General features: G+C 41.7%; 23 protein-coding genes. 20 read left to right on the top strand and 3 right to left on the bottom strand.

Going from position 1 to position 25,008, the window contains the following annotated elements; translation table 11 throughout:
* Positions 1 to 21: 21 nt before the first annotated feature.
* Genes MFF31_RS00220 through MFF31_RS00210 form a run of 3 tightly spaced genes read left to right on the top strand, consistent with a single transcriptional unit; the run spans position 22 to position 1,273 of the window.
* On the top strand, positions 22 to 324 hold the full coding sequence (locus MFF31_RS00220; RefSeq protein ID WP_238186175.1) for a hypothetical protein: 303 nt from the start codon (positions 22 to 24) through the stop codon (positions 322 to 324).
* An 18-nt stretch (positions 325 to 342) separates the two neighbouring features.
* Positions 343 to 612 (top strand): phage holin family protein, encoded by a 270-nt coding sequence (locus MFF31_RS00215; protein ID WP_238186174.1) that lies wholly within the window; start codon positions 343 to 345, stop codon positions 610 to 612.
* Positions 605 to 1,273, top strand: a complete 669-nt coding sequence (locus MFF31_RS00210; RefSeq protein ID WP_238186173.1) for an N-acetylmuramoyl-L-alanine amidase — start codon at positions 605 to 607, stop codon at positions 1,271 to 1,273. Before MFF31_RS00215 ends, MFF31_RS00210 begins: the two co-directional genes overlap by 8 nt.
* An 80-nt stretch (positions 1,274 to 1,353) precedes the next feature.
* Here MFF31_RS00210 and MFF31_RS00205 read toward each other — a convergent pair whose 3' ends face one another.
* Positions 1,354 to 1,821: a hypothetical protein gene (locus tag MFF31_RS00205; RefSeq protein ID WP_238186172.1), complete on the bottom strand. Its 468-nt coding sequence runs from the start codon at positions 1,819 to 1,821 to the stop codon at positions 1,354 to 1,356.
* A gap of 308 nt (positions 1,822 to 2,129) precedes the next feature.
* Between MFF31_RS00205 and MFF31_RS00200 the strand changes: the two genes are divergently transcribed.
* The 16 genes from MFF31_RS00200 to MFF31_RS00125 all read left to right on the top strand — a co-directional run bounded on the left by MFF31_RS00200 (position 2,130) and on the right by MFF31_RS00125 (position 21,854).
* Positions 2,130 to 3,287 (top strand): cysteine desulfurase family protein, encoded by a 1,158-nt coding sequence (locus tag MFF31_RS00200; RefSeq protein ID WP_238186171.1) that lies wholly within the window; start codon positions 2,130 to 2,132, stop codon positions 3,285 to 3,287.
* Between the two features lie 16 nt (positions 3,288 to 3,303).
* Positions 3,304 to 3,840: a PRC-barrel domain-containing protein gene (locus MFF31_RS00195; protein WP_238186170.1), complete on the top strand. Its 537-nt coding sequence runs from the start codon at positions 3,304 to 3,306 to the stop codon at positions 3,838 to 3,840.
* A gap of 13 nt (positions 3,841 to 3,853) precedes the next feature.
* Positions 3,854 to 4,054 (top strand): hypothetical protein, encoded by a 201-nt coding sequence (locus MFF31_RS00190; RefSeq protein ID WP_238188426.1) that lies wholly within the window; start codon positions 3,854 to 3,856, stop codon positions 4,052 to 4,054.
* Positions 4,055 to 4,311: 257 nt separating this feature from the next.
* On the top strand, positions 4,312 to 5,877 hold the full coding sequence (locus MFF31_RS00185; RefSeq protein ID WP_238186169.1) for an exosporium glycoprotein BclB-related protein: 1,566 nt from the start codon (positions 4,312 to 4,314) through the stop codon (positions 5,875 to 5,877).
* A gap of 167 nt (positions 5,878 to 6,044) precedes the next feature.
* The gene (locus tag MFF31_RS00180) at positions 6,045 to 7,115 is read left to right on the top strand and encodes an AI-2E family transporter (RefSeq protein WP_238186168.1); all 1,071 of its coding nucleotides are present in this window, start codon (positions 6,045 to 6,047) and stop codon (positions 7,113 to 7,115) included.
* Between the two features lie 345 nt (positions 7,116 to 7,460).
* Positions 7,461 to 10,094, top strand: a complete 2,634-nt coding sequence (alaS, locus tag MFF31_RS00175; protein WP_238186167.1) for an alanine--tRNA ligase — start codon at positions 7,461 to 7,463, stop codon at positions 10,092 to 10,094.
* Positions 10,095 to 10,146: 52 nt separating this feature from the next.
* A complete protein-coding gene (locus tag MFF31_RS00170) occupies positions 10,147 to 10,410 on the top strand; it encodes an IreB family regulatory phosphoprotein (protein WP_238186166.1) in 264 nt (87 codons plus the stop codon).
* Positions 10,411 to 10,430: 20 nt separating this feature from the next.
* Positions 10,431 to 10,847: a Holliday junction resolvase RuvX gene (gene ruvX / locus MFF31_RS00165; protein ID WP_238186165.1), complete on the top strand. Its 417-nt coding sequence runs from the start codon at positions 10,431 to 10,433 to the stop codon at positions 10,845 to 10,847.
* An 8-nt stretch (positions 10,848 to 10,855) separates the two neighbouring features.
* Positions 10,856 to 11,152 carry a DUF1292 domain-containing protein gene (locus tag MFF31_RS00160; RefSeq protein WP_238186164.1) on the top strand — a complete coding sequence of 99 codons (297 nt, stop codon included), beginning with the start codon at positions 10,856 to 10,858 and terminating at the stop codon, positions 11,150 to 11,152.
* Positions 11,152 to 11,460, top strand: coding sequence for a DUF1292 domain-containing protein (locus MFF31_RS00155; protein ID WP_238186163.1), 309 nt, complete (start codon positions 11,152 to 11,154; stop codon positions 11,458 to 11,460). Before MFF31_RS00160 ends, MFF31_RS00155 begins: the two co-directional genes overlap by 1 nt.
* Positions 11,461 to 11,656: 196 nt before the next feature.
* Positions 11,657 to 12,697: an endolytic transglycosylase MltG gene (mltG, locus tag MFF31_RS00150; RefSeq protein WP_238188425.1), complete on the top strand. Its 1,041-nt coding sequence runs from the start codon at positions 11,657 to 11,659 to the stop codon at positions 12,695 to 12,697.
* Positions 12,698 to 12,740: 43 nt separating this feature from the next.
* Complete coding sequence (locus MFF31_RS00145) at positions 12,741 to 13,673, top strand: peptidase U32 family protein (RefSeq protein WP_238186162.1); 933 nt, start codon at positions 12,741 to 12,743, stop codon at positions 13,671 to 13,673.
* A 29-nt stretch (positions 13,674 to 13,702) separates the two neighbouring features.
* Positions 13,703 to 14,959 carry a peptidase U32 family protein gene (locus MFF31_RS00140; protein ID WP_238186161.1) on the top strand — a complete coding sequence of 419 codons (1,257 nt, stop codon included), beginning with the start codon at positions 13,703 to 13,705 and terminating at the stop codon, positions 14,957 to 14,959.
* A 240-nt stretch (positions 14,960 to 15,199) separates the two neighbouring features.
* A complete protein-coding gene (locus MFF31_RS00135; RefSeq protein ID WP_238186160.1) occupies positions 15,200 to 17,413 on the top strand; it encodes a methyl-accepting chemotaxis protein in 2,214 nt (737 codons plus the stop codon).
* Positions 17,414 to 17,586: 173 nt separating this feature from the next.
* A complete protein-coding gene (locus tag MFF31_RS00130) occupies positions 17,587 to 19,773 on the top strand; it encodes a methyl-accepting chemotaxis protein (RefSeq protein ID WP_238186159.1) in 2,187 nt (728 codons plus the stop codon).
* 197 nt (positions 19,774 to 19,970) lie between these two features.
* Positions 19,971 to 21,854 (top strand): peptidoglycan D,D-transpeptidase FtsI family protein, encoded by a 1,884-nt coding sequence (locus tag MFF31_RS00125; protein WP_238186158.1) that lies wholly within the window; start codon positions 19,971 to 19,973, stop codon positions 21,852 to 21,854.
* Positions 21,855 to 21,871: 17 nt separating this feature from the next.
* Here the strand turns inward: MFF31_RS00125 and MFF31_RS00120 are convergent, their stop codons facing one another.
* Both MFF31_RS00120 and ytvI read right to left on the bottom strand, forming a co-directional pair.
* Positions 21,872 to 22,024, bottom strand: coding sequence for a hypothetical protein (locus MFF31_RS00120; RefSeq protein WP_248565366.1), 153 nt, complete (start codon positions 22,022 to 22,024; stop codon positions 21,872 to 21,874).
* A gap of 94 nt (positions 22,025 to 22,118) precedes the next feature.
* On the bottom strand, positions 22,119 to 23,303 hold the full coding sequence (gene ytvI / locus MFF31_RS00115) for a sporulation integral membrane protein YtvI (protein WP_238186157.1): 1,185 nt from the start codon (positions 23,301 to 23,303) through the stop codon (positions 22,119 to 22,121).
* Positions 23,304 to 23,487: 184 nt separating this feature from the next.
* Between ytvI and MFF31_RS00110 the strand changes: the two genes are divergently transcribed.
* Positions 23,488 to 24,900: a polysaccharide deacetylase family protein gene (locus MFF31_RS00110; RefSeq protein ID WP_238186156.1), complete on the top strand. Its 1,413-nt coding sequence runs from the start codon at positions 23,488 to 23,490 to the stop codon at positions 24,898 to 24,900.
* The last annotated feature ends 108 nt before the right edge of the window (positions 24,901 to 25,008 follow it).

Below are 25,008 nucleotides of genomic sequence, written 5' to 3'. Positions count from 1 at the left end.
TTTATTATGGGAGGAGAATGCATGCAGCTATCAACCATTATGATGCTTATAACTGCAACTGGCATTGTTAGTACGATTACATTGGGTTGGATTGGACTTAATCGAGCGATCAAATTTAGCACAAAGTCTGACGCTGGCAATGATGCCGTTTTAAAAACCGACGTTGATTATATTAAACGCGGTGTTGATGATATGCGACTGGAGCAACGTATGCAAGGACAACGTTTTGAAGCATTGTCTGGACAAGTTATTCGTCTGGAAGAGTCGGTTAAACAAGCGCATAAAAGAATTAACAGACTTGACGGCAGTAAAGACGACATCTAAATTTGAGGAGTGATCCACTTGGATTGGAACGTTATTTATCAACTAATTGATGCAAAATTATTAATCGTTGTGGCTGTATGTTGGGTGAGCGGCTTTATCCTCAAGCAAACACCTAACGTGCCTAATTGGTCAATCGTATATCTGGTTACAGCAATAGCGTTATTTCTCACCATTTGGCTTATTGGGTGGAAAGCCGAGGCGATTATACAGGGGGTTCTTGCGGGAGCTTTTGCAGTATATGGCCACCAAATTGTCAAACAAGTAAAAGCGAGGGCTGAAGATGACTAATCAGTATAAAATAAACCACATTCCTCGATCTACACCATGTAATCGACGCCCGGGTATTGTCATGAAGGCCGAGACGCTTACGATTCATAACACAGGCAATCCAAAGAGCAATGCTGCTAACGAACGCGCTTGGTTAACAAACCCGAGCAATGCTCGAACAGCATCCTATCATATCGTTGTTGATGAGCACGAGGCTATAGAATGCTTACCTCTTAGCGAAGTTGGTTGGCATGCGGGGGATGGACATGGACCAGGCAATCGAAAATCTATCGGTATTGAAATTTGCGAGAGTGGTAATTATGCAAAGACTGTCGAGAGAGCTATCGAACTAATTGCTTCTATGCTCAAAGAGCGTGGTTGGGGTGTGGATCGGCTGCGCCGTCATTATGATTGGTCAGGAAAATTATGTCCTAGGCTGATGTATGATGAAGGCAAGTGGACAAGCTGGGAAATGTTCATTAACCAAGTAAGGGAAAAGCTACAGTTAAAGCCCAAACCATCTAATGATGAGATTAAAATTGTTGTTAACGGGAAAATGCTCGATCAGAAGGGTACGTTAAAAAACGGCGTAACAAGTGTACCAATTAGAGTACTCGCAGAGGCTTTCGGTGCGGAAGTTACGTGGAATGGGGACCAAAGAACAGTTCATATAAAGAATTGATTCGAGAAATATTTGTACAAAAAGAAAACGGGGCTGTCTACTTAACAGGGTGCATTTCACCTTTGTGACAGCCCTTCTACTTATTTGAATTCAGATCGTGCCTCTTCAAAAGCAACCATTAATGCCTCAGAATCATCCTCTGATGAGAAAGCCCAACTCATTTTATCCTCCACGATATATACAATAACCTCTTTGTTGTTGTCATCCCTTATTAAAGTAAGTGTATCGGCCTTCTTGTTGTCTTTAGGTTCAATCGTCTCAATTACTTTCGGGTTTACAAATTTCTGATCACTGGATAAAACGGCTGTAACTAGCTGGTATGCGGCTTTACTATGCGGATGAATGTTTTCCTCAATATATTTCTTCTTAGTTTCTACATCTGATCCGTTAATAAAGACCGTAACGTGCTCAAGCGCAAGTTTCTCAGCAGTGTCAAACTTTTCCATAGCATCTGCAGATTGTTCTGCTGCAGCATTTGTTGTAGTGGATGTCGTATTTGCAGAATCGACTGTTTCATAAGAGTTGCTGCAGCCTGATGCCAGTGTCAATGCTAACAATGACGCTAAAATAAGATTTTTTTCAAATTAATTTCTCTCCTATTTTCTTCGATATTTTATTTCTTTTATGACTACATATCCTAAATAGTTCCAAAATAATTATATATTATCCGACATTATTTTTGCAAACATACTAAATTTCGCCATCTAACGCATGTCGATTAATGCTCGCTGGAATTCGCATTTTTATGCATAGAAACTGTAAAGATGCTATACGTAGTGCGGGTTCTTGACGGGTGTGCTATACTCTTTTAGGTACTGTAATCAATCCAGCAACCTCATTAAAAGGGTGAACAATAATGAATAAATATTATTTTGATCATGCTGCTACAACACCTATGCATCCTGAGGTCATCAAGACGATGGTAGAGCTGATGCAAGGTCCCGGCGGCAATGGCTCCAGTATTCACGCGTACGGACGAGCAGCTAAAGGGGAGCTCAGTCGTGCGCGTGATCTTATTTCGGGAGCGATTAGCTGTAGTTCTACAGAATTGATGTTCACTTCTGGAGGTACAGAGAGTGACAATACTGCTTTAATCGGAGCGGCTAGGGCACAACGAAAAAGTGGAAAATCGCATATTATTACTGCTGCTACGGAGCATCATGCTGTTCTGCATACTTGCGAATATTTAAAGGACAATGAAGGATTCTCTCTCACAGTTCTCCCCGTTGATCGAGAAGGCAGAGTAAATCCTGAGCAAGTGAAAGAAGCGATGAGACCTGAGACAGCACTTGTGAGCATTATGCACGGCAATAATGAAGTGGGAACAATTCAACCTATTGAAGAAATTGGGGAAATTGTTCACGCTGGCAATGCATTATTTCATGTTGATGCAGTTCAAACGTTGGCCTATACGAACTATCGTTTGCGAGAGCTTCCAGTCGATTTGATGAGCTTTTCTGCGCACAAAATTAACGGCCCACAAGGTGTTGGGGCATTATATATAGCTGCTGGAACGCCATTTGAATCATTGCAGCATGGTGGATTGCAAGAACGAAAACGTCGTGCTGGGACCGAAAATGTGGCAGGAATTGTTGGTTTTGCGAAAGCCGTTGACATTTATGTGAACGAACGCGAAAATAAGCAACATTTTATGAATTCACTTCGTAAGAGATGGGTAGAGTTGCTTAATGAAGCTATACCGGATGTCGAGCTGGTTGTGAATGGTCATAATACCCATAGTTTGCCTCATATCGTGAATATCAGCTTCATTGGTGTACATACGGAGTCGATGTTGATGAATTTAGATATGGCGGGAATTGCAGCGGCCAGTGGATCAGCATGCACGTCAGGGTCATTGGAGAGATCACATGTACTTCGTGCAATGAATTTGTCACAAGAAAGACTGGATTCAGCTGTAAGATTTAGCTTTGGTTTGGGGAATACTTTGGAGGAACTAGAAGAAGCTGCTCCGATTGTTGCTCGTATCGTGAGTCGCCTTCGCAATAAGAAGTAGGAGGACTCCATCCAAGGTGATCAAACTCCAAGGGCTAATAGGTCTACCAGTTATCGTAATTCGTTCCGGCAAACATGTCGGTACAGTGAAGGATGCCTGGTTTGATGAGCATTGGGGCTTAAACGGACTTATTCTCGAATATGCGAAGTGGTTTGCAACTTCTATACGAGTCGTGCAATGGAGTGAAATCCTGAGCTGCGGTGAGGATGCGATCATAATTGCTAGTGAAGAAGCCGTAATAGCCATGAAGCCGAAGCAAATAGGACGAGCTTTTTATACTGGAATAGTAAAGTTAAAGGATTTTCCAGTTGTCACGGTTCAAGGAATACAACTTGGTTTGCTGTCAGATGTTTATATTTACCCATTTCAGGGTACACAAATAGTAGGCTATGAGCTTACTGACGGTTTTGTTTCGGATCTGATGGAGGGCCGTAAATGGCTGAAAGCGCCGAGTGATCCGGATATGGTATTGCTCGGGGAAGACGCGATTATTGTTCCTGCTGTCAGTGAAGCGGAATTGGAGCCTGTCGCAGCTTCCAATTTCACAGAATAGGGAGAAATGTATGATGATGAGATGTCCGAACTGTAATTCAAAAGATATCGGAAAAATTGGTTCCCATCAGTTTTATTGCTGGGGTTGTTTCATAGAACTGTCGGTCAATGGAGAAAAAATGTCCGTTTACCAAGTGGAAGAGGACGGCACGCTTAGCTCGCTGGATGATCTCTTTTTTGAAGATGAATTTCCAACAGAAGCACATATGAACTGACGAGCCACAACTTGATAAAATAATTCAAAGACGACCTTGTGTCGTCTTTTTTTGTTTGGATTTTCAATAAGCTCTGAAAGTTTTTTATTATTTTTGAGGATTTTTATTAGTATTCATTATTGTTTCGATTATGGTCACAAATAAAAATTAGTAAATCTTAATAACTACTAGATAATATTACCATGATTCGTATATACTATTTTTTGGACTATCAACAATTAATAGAGTCACAATTTGAAAGAAGGTGTCGAATAAAGATGAATTTGAAATGGACAAGTAAGCTGGCCTTTTTAGTTATGTTGCTAAGTATTCTTGTTGTGCCGGCTGTACAAGCAGCAGGTCTATCATTAGTTGTGAATGGAAAGACGTTGGAAGTAGATTCTCCACCTATTAAAGTAAATGGTTATGTAATGGTGCCGCTTCAATTTATTGAAGAGGCTTTCGGAGCAGACATTAAATGGAACGGTACTGATAAAACAGCTACTGTATCTTGGGATGAACTTACGCTATTGTTCACAGTTGGTAAGAAAACGGTGAAGTTGACTCAAGATGAGAAAATAACTGAAGTTCAAATAGATCAATCCCCATTATTAAAAAATGGGCGGATAATGGTTCCGGTACGTTTCATTGCAGAAACGTTTGGTGCTGTTGTTGAATGGGATAAGACAAAACAAACGGTAATTATTATAAGCAGTGAGGAAGGTCCAGCAGGACCACAAGGTCAAAAAGGGGAAACAGGTCCTCAAGGACCAAAAGGTGACACTGGCCCTCAAGGTCCATCGGGATCATCAGGTAGTTCTGGATCGACTGGCTCGAAGGGTGACAAAGGAGATACGGGTGCAACAGGTGCGAAAGGTGACAAGGGAGACCCAGGTGAAAAAGGCAAGGACGGTGTAGCAGGGAAGGATGGAGCAACAGGTCCAGCAGGCAAGGACGGTATCGATGGTAAGAATGGTGCAACAGGTCCAGCAGGCAAGGACGGTATCGATGGTAAGAATGGTGCAACAGGTCCAGCAGGCAAGGACGGTATCGATGGTAAGAATGGTGCAACAGGTTCAGCAGGCCCAGCAGGCAAGGACGGTATCAATGGTAAAAATGGTACGACAGGTCCAGCAGGCAAGGACGGTAATGATGGTAAGAATGGTGCGACAGGTCCAGCAGGTAAGGACGGTATCGATGGTAAGAATGGTGTAACAGGTTCAGCAGGTCCAGCAGGCAAGGATGGTAACGATGGTGCAACAGGTCTAGCAGGCCCAGCAGGTCCAGTAGGCCCAGCAGGCCCACAAGGACCTCAAGGTATTCAAGGTCCACAAGCGTCAACAATTATTCCGTTCGCTTCGGGTGATCCAATTAGTCTGACAACCATTAATGGAGGACTATCTGGGCAGTATGCTGCTTTAGGTTTTGGGAATTCAGTTAGTGGTCTGCAAAAGAACGGTAATGGAGTTTTCGACATTACATCGCAAAAAAACTTTGCATTTACTGCACCTAAAAATGGTGTTATAAGATCGTTGTCAGCATTTTTTAGTACTTATACGGCTCAAGCTTTATTGGGTACTTCGGTATCCATCAATGTAGAACTATATCAGGCAACTTCAACCAACTTGTTTACCCCGGTATCTGGTACTTTGCTAACATTATTCCCACAGCTAACAGGCATTGTCTCAATTGGTGCAATGTCCGAAGGTACTTTGAATAACCTCAACATTCCAGTAACGGCAGGCACTCGTTACATGCTCGTTTTTTCTGCAACTTCAACCGGATTACAATTAAATAATTCGATTAATGGTTATGCTAGTGCTGGTATTGAAATTACGCTCTAGTAAATAAATCACGTCCAAGCATTGTACACTGCTTGGACGTTTTTTTATATGTGAAAGAAGGATGATTGGGTAAACTTGTACATATACTGAACTAGCAGTGCATTGACTTTGCAAGAGCAGGATATAGGCATGAGCAAGGTGAAGGTGGATGTTCGGAGGTGCAAGGAATGGAACGTTTTACGAAAAGCCGATTTTTTGTGTGGCTTATCTATTTCATTTTGAGTCTTATCGCGATTTATTTTTTGATGCAGCTTAAGCCTTTAATTGTTACCATATATGATTTTCTCAAAGCGGTGTTGGCACCTTTTATTATTGCTATGATTATTTCCTATGTGCTTAATCCGATCGTAACTTTGCTCCATGAGAGAAGGGTGCCAAGGACGATTGCTGTATTGCTCATTTATGCTGTTTTTTGTGGTGCTATTACGGTGTTATTGGTCAATTTAATTCCGATGTTTGTCAATCAAGTGCAGGAACTGAATCGCCATATTCCAGAACTGTCTATGAAGGCACAGAACTTGGTTACTGATATTAATAACACCTCATTCCTGCCAGAGAGCTTTCGGGATGGTGTTGATAAGGCATTAATCGGATTGGAGAAGAAGGTATCTGAAGCGTTGTTCGACTTCGTAAACAATATTGGCAAGGTACTTAGTTTCGTGTTCATTGCCTTTATTATTCCGTTCCTTGCATTCTACATTCTGAAGGACTTTGATGTGTTCGAGCGAACGGTTATTACTTACGTGCCTAAGTCGCATCGCAAAAACACAGTGAGATTAATGAAGGATATTGACCACGCACTGGGAAGTTACATACGGGGTCAATTTCTCGTTTGTCTTATCGTTGGTGTGTTAGCCTACTGCGGATATTTGCTCATAGGAATGCCTTATGCATTACTTCTTGCTGGCATTGTTGCGATTACGAACGTTATTCCCTATATGGGTCCATTCTTTGGAGCAGCGCCTGCTCTTCTTATGGCTTCCACTGTTTCGCTAAAAATGATGATATTAGTAGCAGTTGTTAATACAGCATGCCAAATACTCGAAGGCAACGTTATTTCACCTCAAGTCGTAGGAAGGACGCTCCATATGCATCCTTTGCTCATCATCTTTGCATTGTTGGTAGGTGGAGAAATTGCGGGCATCGTAGGCATGATTCTTGCTGTTCCTATTTTTGCAGCTTGCAAAGTAATCGTGCAGCATATGTTTGCTTATTACGTCCGCCGAAAGATCATTTGACAGCCCTGTGGACGGTAGATATAATTTGAACATATATGTACACAAATCGTTGACGAAATGAAGTAAGCCATTGCCCGTCAGCCAGAGAGAGTGCTCCTTCGCTTTACAGCCGTGTAGCGGTAAGCGATGGTTGAAAGAGTGCTCATGGCGAAGAATGGCCGAAAGCTCTTTTCGGAGTGTGAATGAACTTCACCGGTTAGGCCCGTTATCGTCTAAATAAGGAGATTGCGTTATTTTGTGCGTAATAACCAGGGTGGTACCGCGAAACTAATTCGTCCCTGTCTATGACAGGGGCTTTTTTCTGTATTTTAGACCAAATCAATTTAACTTTGGAGGAGATTACGTATGAAAGCTAGTGAAATTAGATCAAAATGGCTGGCGTTTTTTGAGGAAAAGGGTCACAAAATTGAACCAAGCGCGTCACTTGTCCCACATAACGATCCATCTTTGCTTTGGATCAATGCAGGAATGGCACCCCTTAAACCGTATTTTGATGGACGTGTTATACCTGAAAATCCAAGAATTACAAACTCGCAAAAGTGTATCCGTACAAACGATATTGAAAACGTCGGCAAAACGCGCAGACATCATACATTTTTTGAAATGTTGGGCAACTTCTCCATTGGCGATTATTTCAAAGAGGAAGTTATTTCATGGGCATGGGAATTTCTAACGGACAAAAAGTGGATTGGCTTCGATCCTGAACGGCTGTCGGTAACAGTCTATACAGAGGATGAAGAAGCTTACCGTTATTGGAATGAGAAGATTGGTGTACCTGCGGAACGTATTTATAAGCTTGAGGAAAATTTCTGGGATATTGGCGAAGGTCCTTGCGGCCCTTGTACTGAAATTTTTTATGATCGTGGCGAAAAGTACGGTGATTTATCCGATCCTGAATGCTGGCCTGGTGGCGAGAACGAACGCTTCCTAGAAGTATGGAATCTTGTATTCTCCCAGTTTAATCATAATAAAGACGGCAGTTACACACCGCTACCAAACAAAAATATTGATACAGGTGCTGGACTGGAGCGCTTCGCATCCATTATTCAGGACGTAGATTCCAACTTCGATACGGATTTGTTCCGTCCGCTTATCGATCGTACTTGTGAGATTGCTGGTGTAACATACAAAACGAATGAAGAGCATGATGTTGCTCTTAAAGTTATTGCTGACCATGTACGTACGGTTGCTTTCTCTGTTGGTGACGGCGTTATGCCATCTAATGAGGGACGTGGCTATATTATTCGAAGATTGCTTCGTCGTGCTGTGCGTTACGGAAAAATGTTAGGTGTGGATCGTCCGTTCTTGTTCGAGCTAACTCCAGTTGTAGGCGAAGTAATGGGCAGCTACTATCCTGAGGTTGTGGAGAAACAGGAGTTTATCGAGCGCGTAATTCGTACGGAGGAAGAGCGTTTCCATGAGACATTGTCTGACGGATTGATTCTTTTGTCTGAGTTGGTGAAGCAAGCAAGTGGAGCTGGTGTTACTTCAATTAACGGCGAAGATGCATTTAAACTTTATGATACGTTCGGATTCCCGTTTGATCTAACAGAAGACTTTGCTGCGGAACATGGAATGAGTGTTGATCGTGAAGGTTTTGATGCAGCGATGGAAGCTCAGCGTGATCGTGCTCGTGCAGCTCGTCAAGATACAGGCAGCATGAAGGTGCAAGGCGGTCCACTAGCTACTTTTACGGATAAAAGTGAATTTGTTGGCTATAATGAATTGGTATCTGAGTCAAAAATTATTGCAGTTATGTTAGATGAAGCATTAGTTGACATTGCAGGTCTTGGCAGTCAAGTAGCGATTATTCTCGATCGGACACCTTTCTATGCAGAAAGCGGCGGTCAAATCGGTGATAAAGGTACGATAGTTGGAGATGGATTCGAACTTCAAGTTGAAGACGTAACAAAAGCACCACATGGTCAAAGTGTTCATCATGCAATTGTTGTATCCGGAACGGTAACCTCGGGCGGAACTGTAACAGCTTCGGTTGCAAGATCAATTCGTGAAGATATTATTAAAAATCATACAGCGACGCATTTGTTGCATAAAGCACTTAAAGAAACGCTTGGTGATCATGTTAATCAGGCTGGTTCGCTCGTTGAAGGCGAACGTCTACGGTTTGACTTCTCTCACTTTGGCGGTATCACTGCAGAAGAACTAGCTACAATCGAGCGTAAAGTAAATGAGCAAATTTGGATCGGCACAGATGTGAATATTTCGAATAATTCCTTAGCTGAAGCTAAAGCTATGGGAGCGATGGCTCTTTTTGGTGAGAAATATGGCGATGTTGTACGCGTAGTACGTGTAGGAGATTACAGCCTTGAGCTGTGTGGTGGTTGTCACGTAGGCAACACATCACAGATCGGACTGTTTAAGTTATTATCTGAGAGTGGTATTGGCTCTGGCGTACGCCGGATCGAAGCTGTTACCGGTAAACATGCATATACGTATTATGAAGATCAAGTAGAGCTTCTAAAGCATTCTGCTGCGTTGCTTAAATCAAATGTGACTGAAGTGCCTAAACGTATCGAAGCAATCTTCGGACAAGTAAAAGAACTTTCACGTGAAAATGAATCGCTACAAGCTAAGTTAAGTCGCATTGAAGCAGGTTCGCTAGATTCGCAGGCAATTAAAGTCGGTGACATTACAATACTTTGTGCAAAAGTTAATGCTCCTTCAATGGATGCTCTTCGTGGAATCGTCGATGAGCTAAAGTTGAAACTTGGCTCTAGTATTATCGTATTAGGTGCAATACAGGACGACAAAGTGAATCTTGCTGCAGCAGTGTCAGCAGATCTAGTGAAGAAAGGCTTCCATGCAGGCAACATTATTAAGGAAGCTGCAGTCGTATGTGGTGGCAATGGCGGCGGAAGACCAGATATGGCACAAGCTGGCGGTAAAGATATTACTAAGCTTGATGAAGCGCTCAAACTTGTAGAAGAACTGGTTGTGAGTAGGGCTAATGTGATATGATAGTGCTAGGCAACATTTTTTTGGATGTGTTTTAGAAAGCGAGGTGCTGTTGATGAGTTCTATGGACCAAACAATGAAGTTTAACGTGAAGGCTGAGGGGGTGGAGGCTTCTTCGGGAGATATTCTTCTACAAGTGCATGAGGCACTTCTGGAGAAAGAATATAACCCAATTAACCAGATCGTTGGGTATTTGCTGTCCGGTGACCCCGCGTATATTCCGCGGCACAACAATGCCAGAAGCTTAATTCGCAAGAAAGAACGAGACGAATTGATTGAAGAGTTGGTCCGGTTTTACTTGCAACATAAGAACCAGTAATGTAGGGAGCCAAGCAGTAAATGAGAGTAATGGGATTAGATTACGGAGATCGCAACATTGGAGTGGCAGTTAGTGATGCTTTCCGATGGACGGCTCAAGGGCTTACTGTCGTTGAGAAGAGACGTGACGGCGGGGAGCTTGATCGAATCGCTGAACTCGTAAAGGAACATGAGGTTTCCGAGATCGTTATTGGTTTACCGAAAAACATGAATGGCACCATCGGCCCGCGAGGTGAAATTAGTATCGCAGTTGCCGAACAAATCAGGCAGAAGTTAGATATACCTGTTCACCTTTGGGATGAAAGGCTGACAACGGTAGCTGCCGAGCGAACGCTCTTAGAAGCGGACGTCAGCCGGAGGAAGAGAAAGCTAGTGATAGACAAAATGGCGGCAACGTTCATTTTGCAAAATTATCTCGATTCTAAAACGAAAAGGTGAGGGAAACGATGACAAAGGAAGATTTGCAATATGAAGAGCCGGAAATTATTTATATTCCGGATGAAGAAGGTAATGAAGAGGAATTCGAAGTCATCATGAAATTTGAAGTGGATGATTCGGATAAAAAATATATGATGGTAGTACCTCTTATCGGAGCAGACGACGAGGAAGATGAAGTTTATGCATTCCGTTATGAGGAAGAAGGCGACGATCTTAAGCTTTATACGATCGAAGATGAAGAAGAGTGGAATATGGTCGAGGAGACGTTTAATACGCTTCTTGGCGAATTGGAGGAGCAAGAGTAATGTCTGAAAGCTCTAACATTCCAAAGAGACAAAGTCACTTGAAAGAAGCGTTCGGCAATGATGTTGAACTCATTTCCGAAGAAGGTGTTACCGAATTGTTCAGCATCAAAGACGAGTTTCAAATTGGCGATGTTCTTTATGCAGCGCTTCAAAACGAAGCAATGCGTGGAGAAGATGAGGTAGAGCTCTTCCGAGTTATTCTTGGTGGAAGCGAACCCCAGCTTGAAACGATCGAAGATGATGAAGAGTGGGAAGCTGCTTCGGAAGCGTATGATGACCTGCTTTTCGCCAATGACGAGAGACCTTAGTATGAATACCCGTAACGAGATTTAAGGCATACTTTCTTAATAGTTGAACCAAGAGGGCGGCTTACAACCGCTCTTTTTCACGGAAACTTTCAGAAGAGGGTGTAGAGGGTTGGATAAGTCAGAAGAGAAGTTGGAAAATAATGAAAAAAAGAAACGCAAAAGAACTCAAGTTGGCCCGAAACGTTGGAAAATAACGATGTGGGTTATTATTAGTCTGCTCAGCATTATGGCGATTGTTGCCGGAAGCGGGGCTTATTATGTTTGGAGTAAATTACAGCCAACGCCAAAGGGCGAAGTTACGCAAGTAACGATAAAACGAGGGATGTCTGCTAATTCTGTAGCTGACACACTTGAGGAAAATGGGATTATCAAAAATGCATTTGTGTTCAGCTATTATTTGCAATTAAAGGACGAAGGTTCACGTTTTCAAGCAGGGTTGTATGAACTTGCGCCGGGTATGGATAAATCGGATATAATCGCCAAACTAAATGCTGGAGAAACAGTCGAAGCTGAGACGATCAAATTTACGATTCCTGAAGGCTTTACCCTTTTGCAAATAGCAGACAAGCTTGCTGCCGATGGCATTGTCGACAAAGCTAAGTTTCTTGAGCTTGCTGAAAGTGATCGAGTATGGGGAGATGCGGAATCTGTTCGTGCTGTAGCGGATCAAAAAAACTTGCATAAACGATTAGAGGGGTACTTATTCCCTGAAACATACCAGCTCAAAAAAGAAAGTACAGAAGAAGAGATCATTACTCGAATGTTAGTGGAAACGGATCGAAAACTCGGAACTTTGCCTGATGACTGGCAAAATGTTTTAGAAGCGTCCGGTAAATCACTTCATCAAATATTAACGATTGCCTCACTTGTTGAACGTGAAGTTGTCGTTGACGAGGAGCGTGCACTAGTTGCAGGCGTTATTATGAACCGATTAGCAGAACCAATGCGACTTCAAATCGACGCAACTGTACAGTATGCGCTTGATACACCAAAAGAGCGACTATTCCATAAGGATTTAGAAATTGATAGTCCTTATAATACGTATAAAGTAGATGGATTGCCACCTGGACCGATTGCAAGCCCAAGCTTAGCATCGATTGAAGCGGCGCTATTTCCCGAAAAAACAGATTATTTGTATTATGTGACGAAAAAAGACGGCACGCAAACACATCTATTTGCAAAAACGTATAAAGAACATCTTCGCAATATAGAAAAAAGCAACCAATCCGCTCAATAACAGCATGAGGTAGTTATAAGTCAAATTATGAGGGAGAACAACTATGTCGTACAAGCCCGAATTGCTCACGACCGCTGCGTCTATCGAGGAACTGGAGCGTTTAATAGCTGCAGGTGCTGATGCGTTTGTTATCGGTGAAGCTCGTTATGCATCACGTCAAGCAGGACAATTTACGCTGGAGATGATTCAAGCAGCGGTTCTGCTTGCGAAGCCGAAGGGCGTTCGCATCTATGTTGCAATCAATAATCTTATTGATCATGCGGCGCTAGAAGGAATGCCGGAATATATAGCTGCACTTCATCAAGCAGGTGTTGATGCAATCGTATTTGGTGATCCCGCTGTGCTAATGGCAGCAAAAACATCTGCGCCTGGTATGGCATTACACTGGAATGCCGAAATGACATCTACGAATTATGTAACTGCTGAATATTGGGCACGTAGAGGAGCTACTAGATACGTCATTGCACGTGAGCTCAACATGGAGCAGATCGAGGATACGAAAAGTAAATCCAAGCTGGAGCTTCAAGTACAAGTTCATGGTATGACGAATATTTACCACTCCAAACGTTCGCTAGTAAATAATTATTTCGAGCATCAAGGCGAATCTGAGCACTCTGTAGATGTTGATCAAAAGCGTGGTCTATATATTATGGAGGCCGAGAGACCGGAAGAGCGTTATCCAATCTATGAGGATGCTAATGGAACCCATATTATGAGCTCAGATGATGTATGTATGCTGGAAAATCTGCATGAGCTTATGGTAATTTCTGTTGATAGCTTAAAAATAGAAGGAATAATGAAGTCAATCGATTATAATGAAACTGTTGTAAAAGCTTATCGAACTGTCATTGACGCCTATTTGGCTGATCCAGAAGGTTATTCCTTCCAAGATGAATGGCTCGATCCGATTAGAAAGATTCAAGACCCTAAGAGAGAACTAAGCTACGGCTTCTTTTATAAAGAACAAGTCTATTAATCAATTGTGTGCAGGAGGTGTTTGCAGGTATGACTAGTACAACAAAATCTGCGCCACGCTATACAGGTAAGCGGAATCGATTGGACCGACCTGAACTACTAGCTCCAGCTGGTACTCTGGAGAAACTGAAATTTGCAGTACACTATGGTGCTGATGCAGTTTATATTGGTGGACAAAAGTATGGTCTTCGTTCAAACGCTGGTAATTTCAGCTTTGAGGAGATGAAAGAAGCTGTTGAATTTGCTAATCGTTATGGCGCCAAAGTATTCGTTGCAACGAATATATACGCACATAATGAAGATATTAGCGGCTTGGAGGACTATTTGAGAAGTCTTCAAGAGGCTGGTATTTCTGCTATCATTGCTGCTGATCCGGTTATTATAGAGACGTCACAACGTGTTGCGCCGAAGGTTGAGGTTCATCTAAGCACGCAACAGTCTACGATGAACTGGCAGGCTGTGCAATTTTGGAAAAATGAGGGTTTGCCGCGGGTAGTTCTAGCGCGCGAAACGAGCTTCGCAGATATTGCCGAAATCAAGAAACATGTTGATATTGAAATAGAAGCATTTATCCATGGTGCAATGTGTTCATCTTATTCTGGACGTTGCGTATTGTCTAACCACTTTACTGATCGTGATTCTAACCGTGGCGGCTGTTGCCAGTCTTGTCGATGGAAATATGATTTGTTTGTGGACGATGCGCCTATGTACGAGCAAGGTGAAGATCAATTCACAATGGGTTCCAAAGATTTATGTATGATTGAATATTTGCCTGAACTAATTGAGGTTGGCGTTGACAGCTTCAAGATCGAAGGTCGAATGAAAAGTATTCATTACGTTGCGACGGTTGTTAATGTGTATCGTCAAGCGATCGATGCTTATTTCGCTGATCCAGAACATTTCGAAGTGAAACAGGAATGGATTGATGAGATGAACAAAGCAGCGAATCGTCCGCTTAATACAGGCTTTTTCGTTGATACACCAGGCGTGGAAGATCATATTTATGAAGAAGAAGAAAAAGCTGCTCCTTATGATTTTGCTGGTATCGTGCTTGATTACAATGAAAAAACTGGATTCGCTACATTGGAACAACGCAACAACTTTAAAGTTGGTCAAGAAGTAGAGTTTGTTGGCCCAGGCGGCACGTTCTTTAAGCAGACGGTTACTGAGTTAACAGATATGGATGGGCAAGTGCTTGATGTAGCAAGGCATCCACTTCAACATGTACTTCTTCGTACATTAAAGCCAGTTAAAGCTATGGATATGATGCGTAAACGTATTCGCTAATAAACGATAATATAGGGCAGTCTTAGAGGTCTGAAAAGGATCTTGGAGACTGCCCTTTTTATTTTGCGCTTATGATTAAAGTAGCATAAATTAATCGTACTATATTTTTTAAAGTAAGAATTGACAACCTGACTCTAATATCAAATAATAGAATTATTCAATTATCCAAAATTCGACATGCTTCGCTAACGCTAGAGGATGCATATTTGATCTACCAAATCAAAGGCGGTGTTATCCATCATGGCTAATAAATACAAGGGAATATTGAAATTGTTCTCAAGAAAGAAAGTAGGTGGATCTAGTGATGGGGACAAGCACTCTATCGCCGAAGGATCGACCAAAGGACAAACGGGTATTAAGCTGTTTTTGAGTGCAGCTAAGAAAGCAAAACATATATGGAGAGAATCCAACGTTTCAAACCCGTTGAAATCAGTTGGTATGAAGCTGTTCATCGTTATATTTGGAAGTATAATAGCTTGTGTATTGACTGTGGGATTATTGGCGTATTACGAAGCTAGAACAATGGTAGAGAAAAAAGTATCAGAAGCTAGTTTGCAAACAATTAATCAAGTTGCCAGCAATCTCGACGTAATATTTAAAACATATGAGGACTTATCTCTTCAGTTATTAGCTGATAAGGAATTTCACAGTTTAGTTAGAGATATTACCGATGTGGACGATTATGTGAGGTTCGAAGCTACAAGAAATCTGAATGAAAAGATTCAGGGATATACAATTGGCAATAATACAATCGAAGGTATGTTGCTCATTCCTTTGAGGGAAGGACTGCATGTCGTATCTTCGGGCTCAGCATTGAAAACAAGAGCTGAAGCATTGGCCAAAACCGATTGGTTCCAAAAAACAATTGAATTAGACGGAAAAGTAAATTGGATAGCACCCCATGCAAACGGAATATCCATGGAAAGCAGTACGCCTACAATGGCTTTAAGCCGGTTACTGAAAAATGGGGTTTCTAGTGATGCTTCTTATGTATTAATAATGGAAATGGAAGCGGAAGTTATAAGTAATAGATACAGTGAAGTTAAATTAGGCGAACATAGTGAAGTATCGATTATTGGCTCAAACGGGAATTACATACTTGCCAATGATTTATCGATGATTGGGATGCCGGCAAAAGTAAATTTACCAACTACGGGTGTTGAAGCTGAAAGTGGATCACCAACGTTAAAAACGACAGATGGTGTAGAGGTGCTGGCTGGTTATAAAAAACTTGCATCAATGGATTGGAAGCTCGTTGGGACGATTCCAGTAGAAGAGTTAGTTAGAGATGCCGAAGCTATTCGTGAATTGACGTGGCTTACTGCAATAATAGCTGCGATTATTGCAATTGGAATAGGAATGTTAGTTATCTTTGCAATTGCAAGACCATTGGTTAAGATCCGCAATCTTATGAATGAAGGAGCGGAAGGAAATTTAACGATTCGCTCGACGATGCAGGGACGTAAGGATGAAATTGGTGAATTAAGTGTTAGCTTTAATCGAATGATGGAGCAGATTACTGCACTAGCCATTCAGACGACGCGTTCCGCAGATGATGTTTTGTTGACTGCAGCTAATTTAACTGATGCATCAAGGAAAACTTCCATTTCTGCAAAAGACATTGCAATTGCAACCGAAGAAATTGCAAGTGGAGCTACGAATTTGGCGATGGAAGCGGAGAAAGGCAATATTTTTACAGTACATATAAATGAACAAATGAAAAAGGTTTTAGATGCAAACCAAGATATGATTCTATCAGCAGCAGAAGTTGAAAAAGCGAGTGTTCAGGGTGCTTCCTATATGGGAGTTCTTATTGAGAATACAGGTATGACCGAAGATATGACTCGTGCGATGGTTGAAAAGGTAGATGCACTTAAAGAAAGCACTGGATCAATCGTGAAAATATTGGATGTTTTAAACAGTCTAACGAAGCAAACAAATATTTTATCGCTGAACGCAGCGATAGAAGCCGCGCGAGCAGGAGCTGCTGGTAAAGGGTTTATGGTCGTCGCAGATGAGATTAGAAAGCTGGCTGATCAATCAAGGCAATCTATTGATGTTGTAGCAAACATAACAAAAAAGATTAGCAATGAAATTGATGAAACGGTTCGTGTATTATCAGATGCTTACCCTATGTTCCAAAAGCAAATAAGCTCTGTTAAAGAAGCTAACGGTATATTTGTTAGTGTTCAGAGCCAGATGGGGCAATTTGTCCAAAAGCTTGATGGAGTAACGAATTCTGTAAGCGACTTGGAACAATCTCAAACGATACTTTCAGCTGCAATGACTAATGTGAGCTCGGTAGCTGAGGAGGCTTCGGCAACTTCGGAGGAAGTGGCTTCTCTTAGCAGTGAACAACTAAACATTAGTGAAAGCCTAGTTGATTTGTCCCAGAAACTAGATGCCGTATCGCAGGGGCTTAAACAATCACTAGCTCAATTCAAGATCCAATAGTAGTACTTTATAATGAAAAGAACTAGTTCATATGAATTAGTTCTTTTTTTTCATTTTCCTATTATGAAATCGATGAAAGTGGTCGATAAAATTAGAAGCTTGGTTCTATTTTGAATAGAATATGCCTGAATTACAATATTGCAGATATTATACTAGAAGGGGTGTCTTGCATCATGTTAGATTCTAAGAATCTATCAGGGGGAAACAAAGGTAAGAAGCAACCGAATAAGCAACTATTGAAATTATTACAGGTTGGAAAAAAGTTTTTGACAGCAGTAAAGGGTTTGGCAGCAGGACTTAAAGGAACTAAGTTGTCGTGGCCTTCTAAATCAGTTGGATTAAAACTATTTCTTATTATTTCCGTAAGTATTATCGGATGTGTCCTTACAGTAGGTCTCATATCGTATTCTCAGGCAAAAAATATTGTAGAAGAAAATGTTTCTGAAGCAAGCTACCAAACGGTTAAGCAGGTTACACAAAATCTAAATAATGGATTCGGAAACTATAAAAACTTATCGTTACAACTCATTATTGATACTGATATTCAGACAAACCTAGGCATACTTGCAAGATCAAAAGATAGTTATGAGACATTGCAAGCAACACGTGGCGTATCTTCTAGACTTTCTAACTACATTATCGGGAATAGCACAGTTAACGGAATTGCGCTTATCCCATTAAAAGCAGATGGAGCTATTCTAACAGGAGGCGCCGCATCTGGACCTGCTGCTGCCAAACTTAAAGAGTTGCCATGGTTCAAAGAAGTATCCGAAATGGAAGGCGATGAAATGTGGCTGGAACATCAAGAGGAAGGTTTACTTGTTCCAACAGCCAGTTACTCTTTTGGATTAGCAAGACTAATAAAAACACAAGGGAGTAAAGATGACGTTTACATAATGGTAATCGAAATATCGATGGATGCGATTAAAAAAAGATATGAGGATGTGAATTTAGGCAAAGGAAGTACATTATCAATTGTTAATAATTCTGGTAACTATGTCGTTGCACACGATGTGGATCTAATTGGAAAGCCAAGTAATGTAGCTTTACCTACTGAAGGTGATGAGGGGAAAACTGGACGTTTGAAACTAAACACGGATAAGGGAGTACCTGTACTGGCTGCTTATCATACATTTGAGTGGATGGATTGGAAATTTGTCGCTACGCTCCCTGTAGATACGCTGGATGAAGACGTTAGTGTCATTGGAAGTGTAACGATGATAATAGTATTGCTTTCAGGTATTATCGCGATTGCTATTAGTATTGTTGTTATTAAAACAGTTGCAAATCCTTTAGTCATGCTGCGTAATTTAATGGTAAAAGGGGCAAGCGGCAATCTGACTGTTAGATCACCAATAAATAAGCGGGCGGATGAAATTGGTCAACTCTCCGATAGTTTTAATGAAATGATGACGCAAATAACGAATCTTGCAAAGCAGACGACTCTTTCGGCAGATGAAGTTTTGTTAACTGCAACAGATTTGACTGATGCATCTAAGAAAACGGCAATTGCAGCAAAAGAAATATCTGTAGCAACCGAAGAGATTGCAAACGGTGCAACAAGTCTTGCTGTTGAAGCCGAAAAGGGCAGCGACTTGACTAATCAAATGAATAGTCAGATGAAAGAAGTTATTTCGTCAAATGGGCAAATGACACAATCCGCTATTGAAGTTGAGAACGCGAGTAAGCAAGGAACAGCGTATATGAATCAACTTATTCAGAAAACAGGGATGGCAGAAGATAAAACACGTGCGATGGTAGAGAAGGTAGATGCTCTTAAAGAAAGCACGGGTTCGATTGTGAAAATATTGGACGTACTAAATAATTTGACGAAGCAAACCAATATTCTTTCACTTAATGCGACAATAGAAGCAGCAAGAGCGGGAGCAGCAGGCAAAAGCTTTATGGTCGTTGCAGACGAAATTCGCAAGCTTGCTGATCAATCTAGACAATCGATCGATGTAGTTGGACAAATTACAGCTAAAATTCAAGGAGAGATTGAGGAGACCGTTGGAGTCATGTCCGATGCTTATCCTATATTCCAAGATCAGATTACATCCGTCAAAGAAGCAAATCAGATTTTCTTATCTGTCCAAGGTCAGATGAGCCAATTCGTTGAAAGTCTTGAACTTACGACACGATCAATTGGAGATCTTGATAGGTCACAGTCAGTATTATCAGATGCTATGACAAGTGTCAGCGCTGTTGCAGAACAATCTTCAGCCACTTCGGAAGAGGTTGCTTCTCTCAGCAGCGAGCAACTTAGCATAAGCGACGGCTTAGTGAAGCTTTCTGATAAGCTGGATTCTGTATCAAGAGGATTAAAGGAATCATTATCGAAATTCCAGATTAATGAATAAAGACAATGGAGCTGCTTTCCCTAGGGAAAGCAGCTTTTTTCATTTTGATAGGAGAAAGATCCCCTATAGGCTATGTTTGTGAAGCAGATTATTTTGGCAACACTAGTGTAATAGTATGTTATCCGTATTGGACGAATAAAAAAGCGAAGAATTAACTTAAATCACATAAAAAAGAGCTTAGTAAGGATGTGCAAGGAGTGATCAAACGAGCCTTATTAGCAGGTATTTTCATTAGCTTAATTATGATTTTTTTTATAGGCAGATTAGCGTGGTTACAATTACTTCCCGGAACAGTAACCTCTACAGCCCCAGTTGCTCATGTAAGGGATAATTGGAAGCGATTAGCTGTTACACAACGGCAGCGCAGCTTAGTGCTGGATACGGGCAGAGGAGATTTTGTTGACCGTTACGGTAAACCGATAACTGGTGAAACCTATATGACAGCAGCAGTGTTTCCTATACGCTTTGATATGCGCGGTTCGGATGATGGATTAGCTGCTCTTGCTAAACTGTTGAATGTTTCAAAAAGTGAACTTATCAGTCGTTTGAATGCTATCAGTGAGCCAGAGTTTTGGCACGAGGATAATAATGAAAATCCTATCCGCCTATCAGCCCAAAAAGCAGAACAAATAAATGAGCTTGGGATCGAAGGTATTCGTGTATTGCCTTATAGAAATCGTTATTTACCCGGTTTTGAAGCTAAACATATGATCGGTTTTACAAGTCAACATCCTGAATGGCTCAAAGAAATGCATAGCGATGATCTTACTTTTGGGAAAAGAAAGCTTACTGAGCAGGTGGGTGGAACGGGGTTAGAAAAATCGTTGGATCATTTGCTTCATGGGATAGGAGAAACGTCTGTTTCGTATTTTTTGGATGGGCGAAATTCACCTATGCATGGGCTAGACTTGCGTGTCGTCCAACCTTCTAATCATTATTATCCATTACAAATTGTAACTACAATCGATTTGCAATTGCAAAATGAAATTGAGGTTTATGCAGATCAGCAAGGTTTGCAGGAAGGTGCTATTGTCGTGTTGGATGCACATTCTGCTGATATTGTAGCAATGGTGTCCAGGCCAAAGCTTACACCTGGGGAATTTTCCTCAGGAGATGGAACGGAATGGGTAAATCACGCGCTGAAAGCAGTGGAGCCCGGTTCAATCTTTAAGCTTGTAACAGCAGCATCAGCAATTGAAAATGGGGTAGTTAAGCGGCATGAGAAATTTCATTGCAACGGTGAGTACGGTAAGTATGGGCTATCATGCTGGAAACATGGCGGACACGGCAACATTACGTTATTGGAGGGACTTGCTCAGTCCTGCAACATTGTATATGCAACACTTGCTGAACGACTCCAAGGAAAACAACTGGAGCAGACAGCCGAAGCCCTTGGCGTAAACGGGCTCATCGGCTGGCACAGTGACAAGGCGTATGGTCCTTTTCCTAAGCCATTTAGGCTCTTAGAGGAGGAAGAGGAGGGTAGAGTGTTCTTGACTTCTATGAAGAAGAGAGATAACGGCGTGGAGAATAAAAGAGATACGGGAGTTAGTGAAGATCAAATAGATAAAGGCATCATGGCGCAGAGTGGCATAGGGCAGCGTGATGTACGAATGTCGCCACTCCAAGCGGCGAATTTAATGGTTACGCTGTTGAATGGAGGGCACGTAATGGAGCCGCGCCTAGTCCGTGAAATCCGCTATGCCGACGGCCAGCGGATGACAGCTCTTCGCGCACGCGAAGTTGCTCGTGGCCATGGCCGAATAAGGTCGGCCACTGCGCGATTACTGCTGCGCGGCATGGAGGCGGTCGTCGACCATGGTACGGGTCGATCGATCCGCCAAGGGCATTGGGCTGTGGCCGGCAAGTCCGGCACCGCCGAGACCGTCAAAGCAGGGGCCGCCCGCAATCACCAATGGTTTGCGGGCTATGGCCCCTTGCAAGCACCGCGATATGCCGTCGCGGTGCTTGCAGCAAATAGGTCGCCTGGCAGCAGCCATCAGGCGACCAAATTGTTCCGCGGCGTCATGGATATCGCCGCCGCCCATCATACCATTAAGTCGTCGAAATCGCCGACCTAACGATCGAAATCTCTGATCTAACGATCACAATCATCGCCCACACAAGTATTAACATCTACAGCTGTTATCGGCGCATTCCATCCTTTCAATGCGCGAATGGAGCTGCGAATAATAAAAGGCTTCCGAGTATCATCCTTTTTGGGATGAGAATTCGAAAGCCTTTTGTTCATATTGAAGGGCAATTAAGTACATGCCTTCGCATCAACTATTAAAAGAAACGTAAGTCTATCCTTCTACGGAGTCTTTTGAATCTATCTAGATCGATTAGTTTTCTTTTTTGTTTTGATCTAACAATGACTCCGACAAAGTTTCGTTATCATTATTCCCCACATCTGCATCAGTTGCAGTTTCGGACGGCGTATCATATTCACCAATTGGAGCATGAACCCACCGATGGAAGTAACCTTGATCGTAAAGTGATTTTAAAAGAATAACAAGGATTGGAGATAAGATAACACCTGCGATTCCGAATATGGAAAGTGAAATGATCATAAATGCCAGCATCGTGAAGGCAGATACACCAAGTGAATCACCAGTGATCTTTGGCTCCAATATTTGCCTAGTCAACGTCACAACAACCAACAGCACTGTAAGCCATATCGCTAGTGAAACTTGTCCTACAATAAATAAATAGATAATCCATGGGATAAATAGGGCGCTAACACCGAGTAACGGCAATATATCGAGTATTGCTGCAATAACTGATATAACAAAAGCATTGTCCACACCAAGTGAAACGAGCGCGATTAGAATAACAATAAACGTAATCGAAATCATTTTGGCCTGTGCTTTAATGTAGAGGGCGATTCCTTTAAACACATTATTTCTAAGAAAGAAAAATGCACTTTTAAATGTTTTTGGTGTTTTATTGGATGCGGTCTGTTTCCAGGTTGTAATTTCAATACTTAAGAAATAGGCTAATACTATACCGATTATAAAATTAAAAATAAAGGTTGAGAACGATGTAGCATAACCGACCATGCTATTCAAAACTTTTGTTCCAAATTTCTCGAAGTTTTTGGAAGCACCTTCAAAGAGATCTTTAGCAGTTTCAGCAATATCCAGATTACCTGGAAGGCTTTCGAAACGTTTGTCTAAATCTCCAGTAATTGCGCCAATCTGCTCCACTAGCACTTCTTGGTATTGAGGCAGTTTTTTTGCTATCTCTGTTCCTTGTTTTGTAATAAGAAATGCAGCACCAGAAAATGCGGCAAGTATCGTTAAACTGAATACTAAAACGGATATGCCAGAGGCAATCGATTTTTTGATGCCCCACTTATTAAGCTTTCTAGCCAGTGGTTCAATAAGCAAAAAAATAACAAAGGAGAATATAATAGGTGTAGCTATCTTATAGAAGTAGCTAAAGGCAAGCATAGTTAGATAAACAGTGAGTGCGATGAGCGCAATATCAAATGCGGTTCTCCAATATTTTTTGTAAAATGGCAGCATGTGCTTTCCCTTCCTCCAGTGCATAATCTAGTTTTCATTGATAAATCTTTCCTATAAGATTGTACTATAGATTTCAGGAATTGTGCCTTTTTTTTATTTGGATATGCTACAATTAGAGGTATTGTAATTGTTCTGAACCGCTAATTATTCGTCGACTAATTCATACAATGGTGGGGAAAACATAATGGAAAATTTAATTCTTTGGGGTTTTTATGTCATGACGTTTTATGCTTTTCTCCCCGGCCTGATCAGCCGTACCTTCGGATTTCGTGTATTTAAGAAGGGTAGGGTGAAAAAGGAAATTGCTCTTACGTTCGATGATGGACCCGATCCAACATACACTCCGCTGCTACTTGATTTGCTTGCTCGATATAATGCGAAAGCTACTTTTTTTGTAGTAGGATCACACGCAGAAGAGCAGGGTGAATTGCTTCGCCGAATGCAAAAGGAAGGTCATGTAATCGGTATACACAATTATATCCATAAATCGAACTGGCTTATGCGTCCTAAATCGGTGAAGCGTCAAATAGAGCGGACGAATGATATCATCGAGCAAGCTGTAGGAAAAAGATCGATCTATTATCGACCGCCTTGGGGAATTATTAATGTATTCGATTATTCCAATCTAGGTTATTTACAAATCATTTTGTGGTCAGCTATGTTTGGCGATTGGCGTATACGTCTCGGTGCAGAAGGGCTCAAGCGTCGTATGATGAAGAAGCTTCGTCCGGGTGAAGTCATGTTGCTTCACGACTGTGGAATGACGTTTGGTGCGAATAAGGATGCGCCCCGCAATATGTTGATTGCACTTGAAGCTTATTTGGCTGAAGGAGAGAAGCGCGGATACACATTTGTTGGGATTGATGAAATGATCAAGCTGACAGATGCTGAACGTGCAATACATCAATCTGTATGGAAGAAGTTTATTATTTCAGCATGGCTGCTATGGGAGCGTACGTACCACTCACTTTACCGCTTGAAACAAGTAGGTGAAGCCAAACCTCCAACTTTTCACTACCGAATTACAAAATATACCGGTGATTCCGTTCAATTTGCTGAAGGGGGAGGTATCACTAAAGGGGATTCTGTTGTTGAGCTGCATTTAGATAATAAGATGCTGTCTGGAATAGCTGCGGTGTCAAAGTCGCCACTTGCTACTGGCATCCGGATGTTGCGTGAGATTGAGAAAGCACTACCTCAGCTTGCAAATGAGCTCATAAAAGACCCATTAGCCAACGATATTAAAGCTGTATATGGCGTAACGATGATTCATCGGGGGGCAGATCGACTTGGCTTTAAAGTTATTGAACTTCCGGATGGCTTGTTCGCTCGATCAACTCGTATTTATTTGAGTATATTGTTGAAAGTGTTAACCAATACGAAGCAATATAAAAATAGTCGAACACGAAGGAATCGCAAAGATGCGATATCTCCTCGTATGTTGCTTATGCCTGTGGACAAAATTCGATCATATGCTACTGTTGAAATTAATCTGTTACAAAATGAGGCAGAACGCATTGCTGAAGCTGTAGATCGAAAGATTAATGTTGTTGCTGATGAAGCTAATTCGTTAGGAACAAAAACGACGGCAATTTAACGAAACATGAGTAACCGTCTTATAATAGTGAACGTTGTATACTGCACAAGTGAGGGCTGTTCCAAATGGTGTAAACACCAGTGGAACAGCCCTTTGTATGGACATAAC

The organism is Paenibacillus sp. L3-i20, from assembly GCF_022180385.2.
Classification (GTDB): Bacteria; Bacillota; Bacilli; order Paenibacillales; family Paenibacillaceae; genus Pristimantibacillus.
Note: the sequence above shows the minus strand (reverse complement) of the source record. Positions and strands in the feature narration are given on the sequence as shown.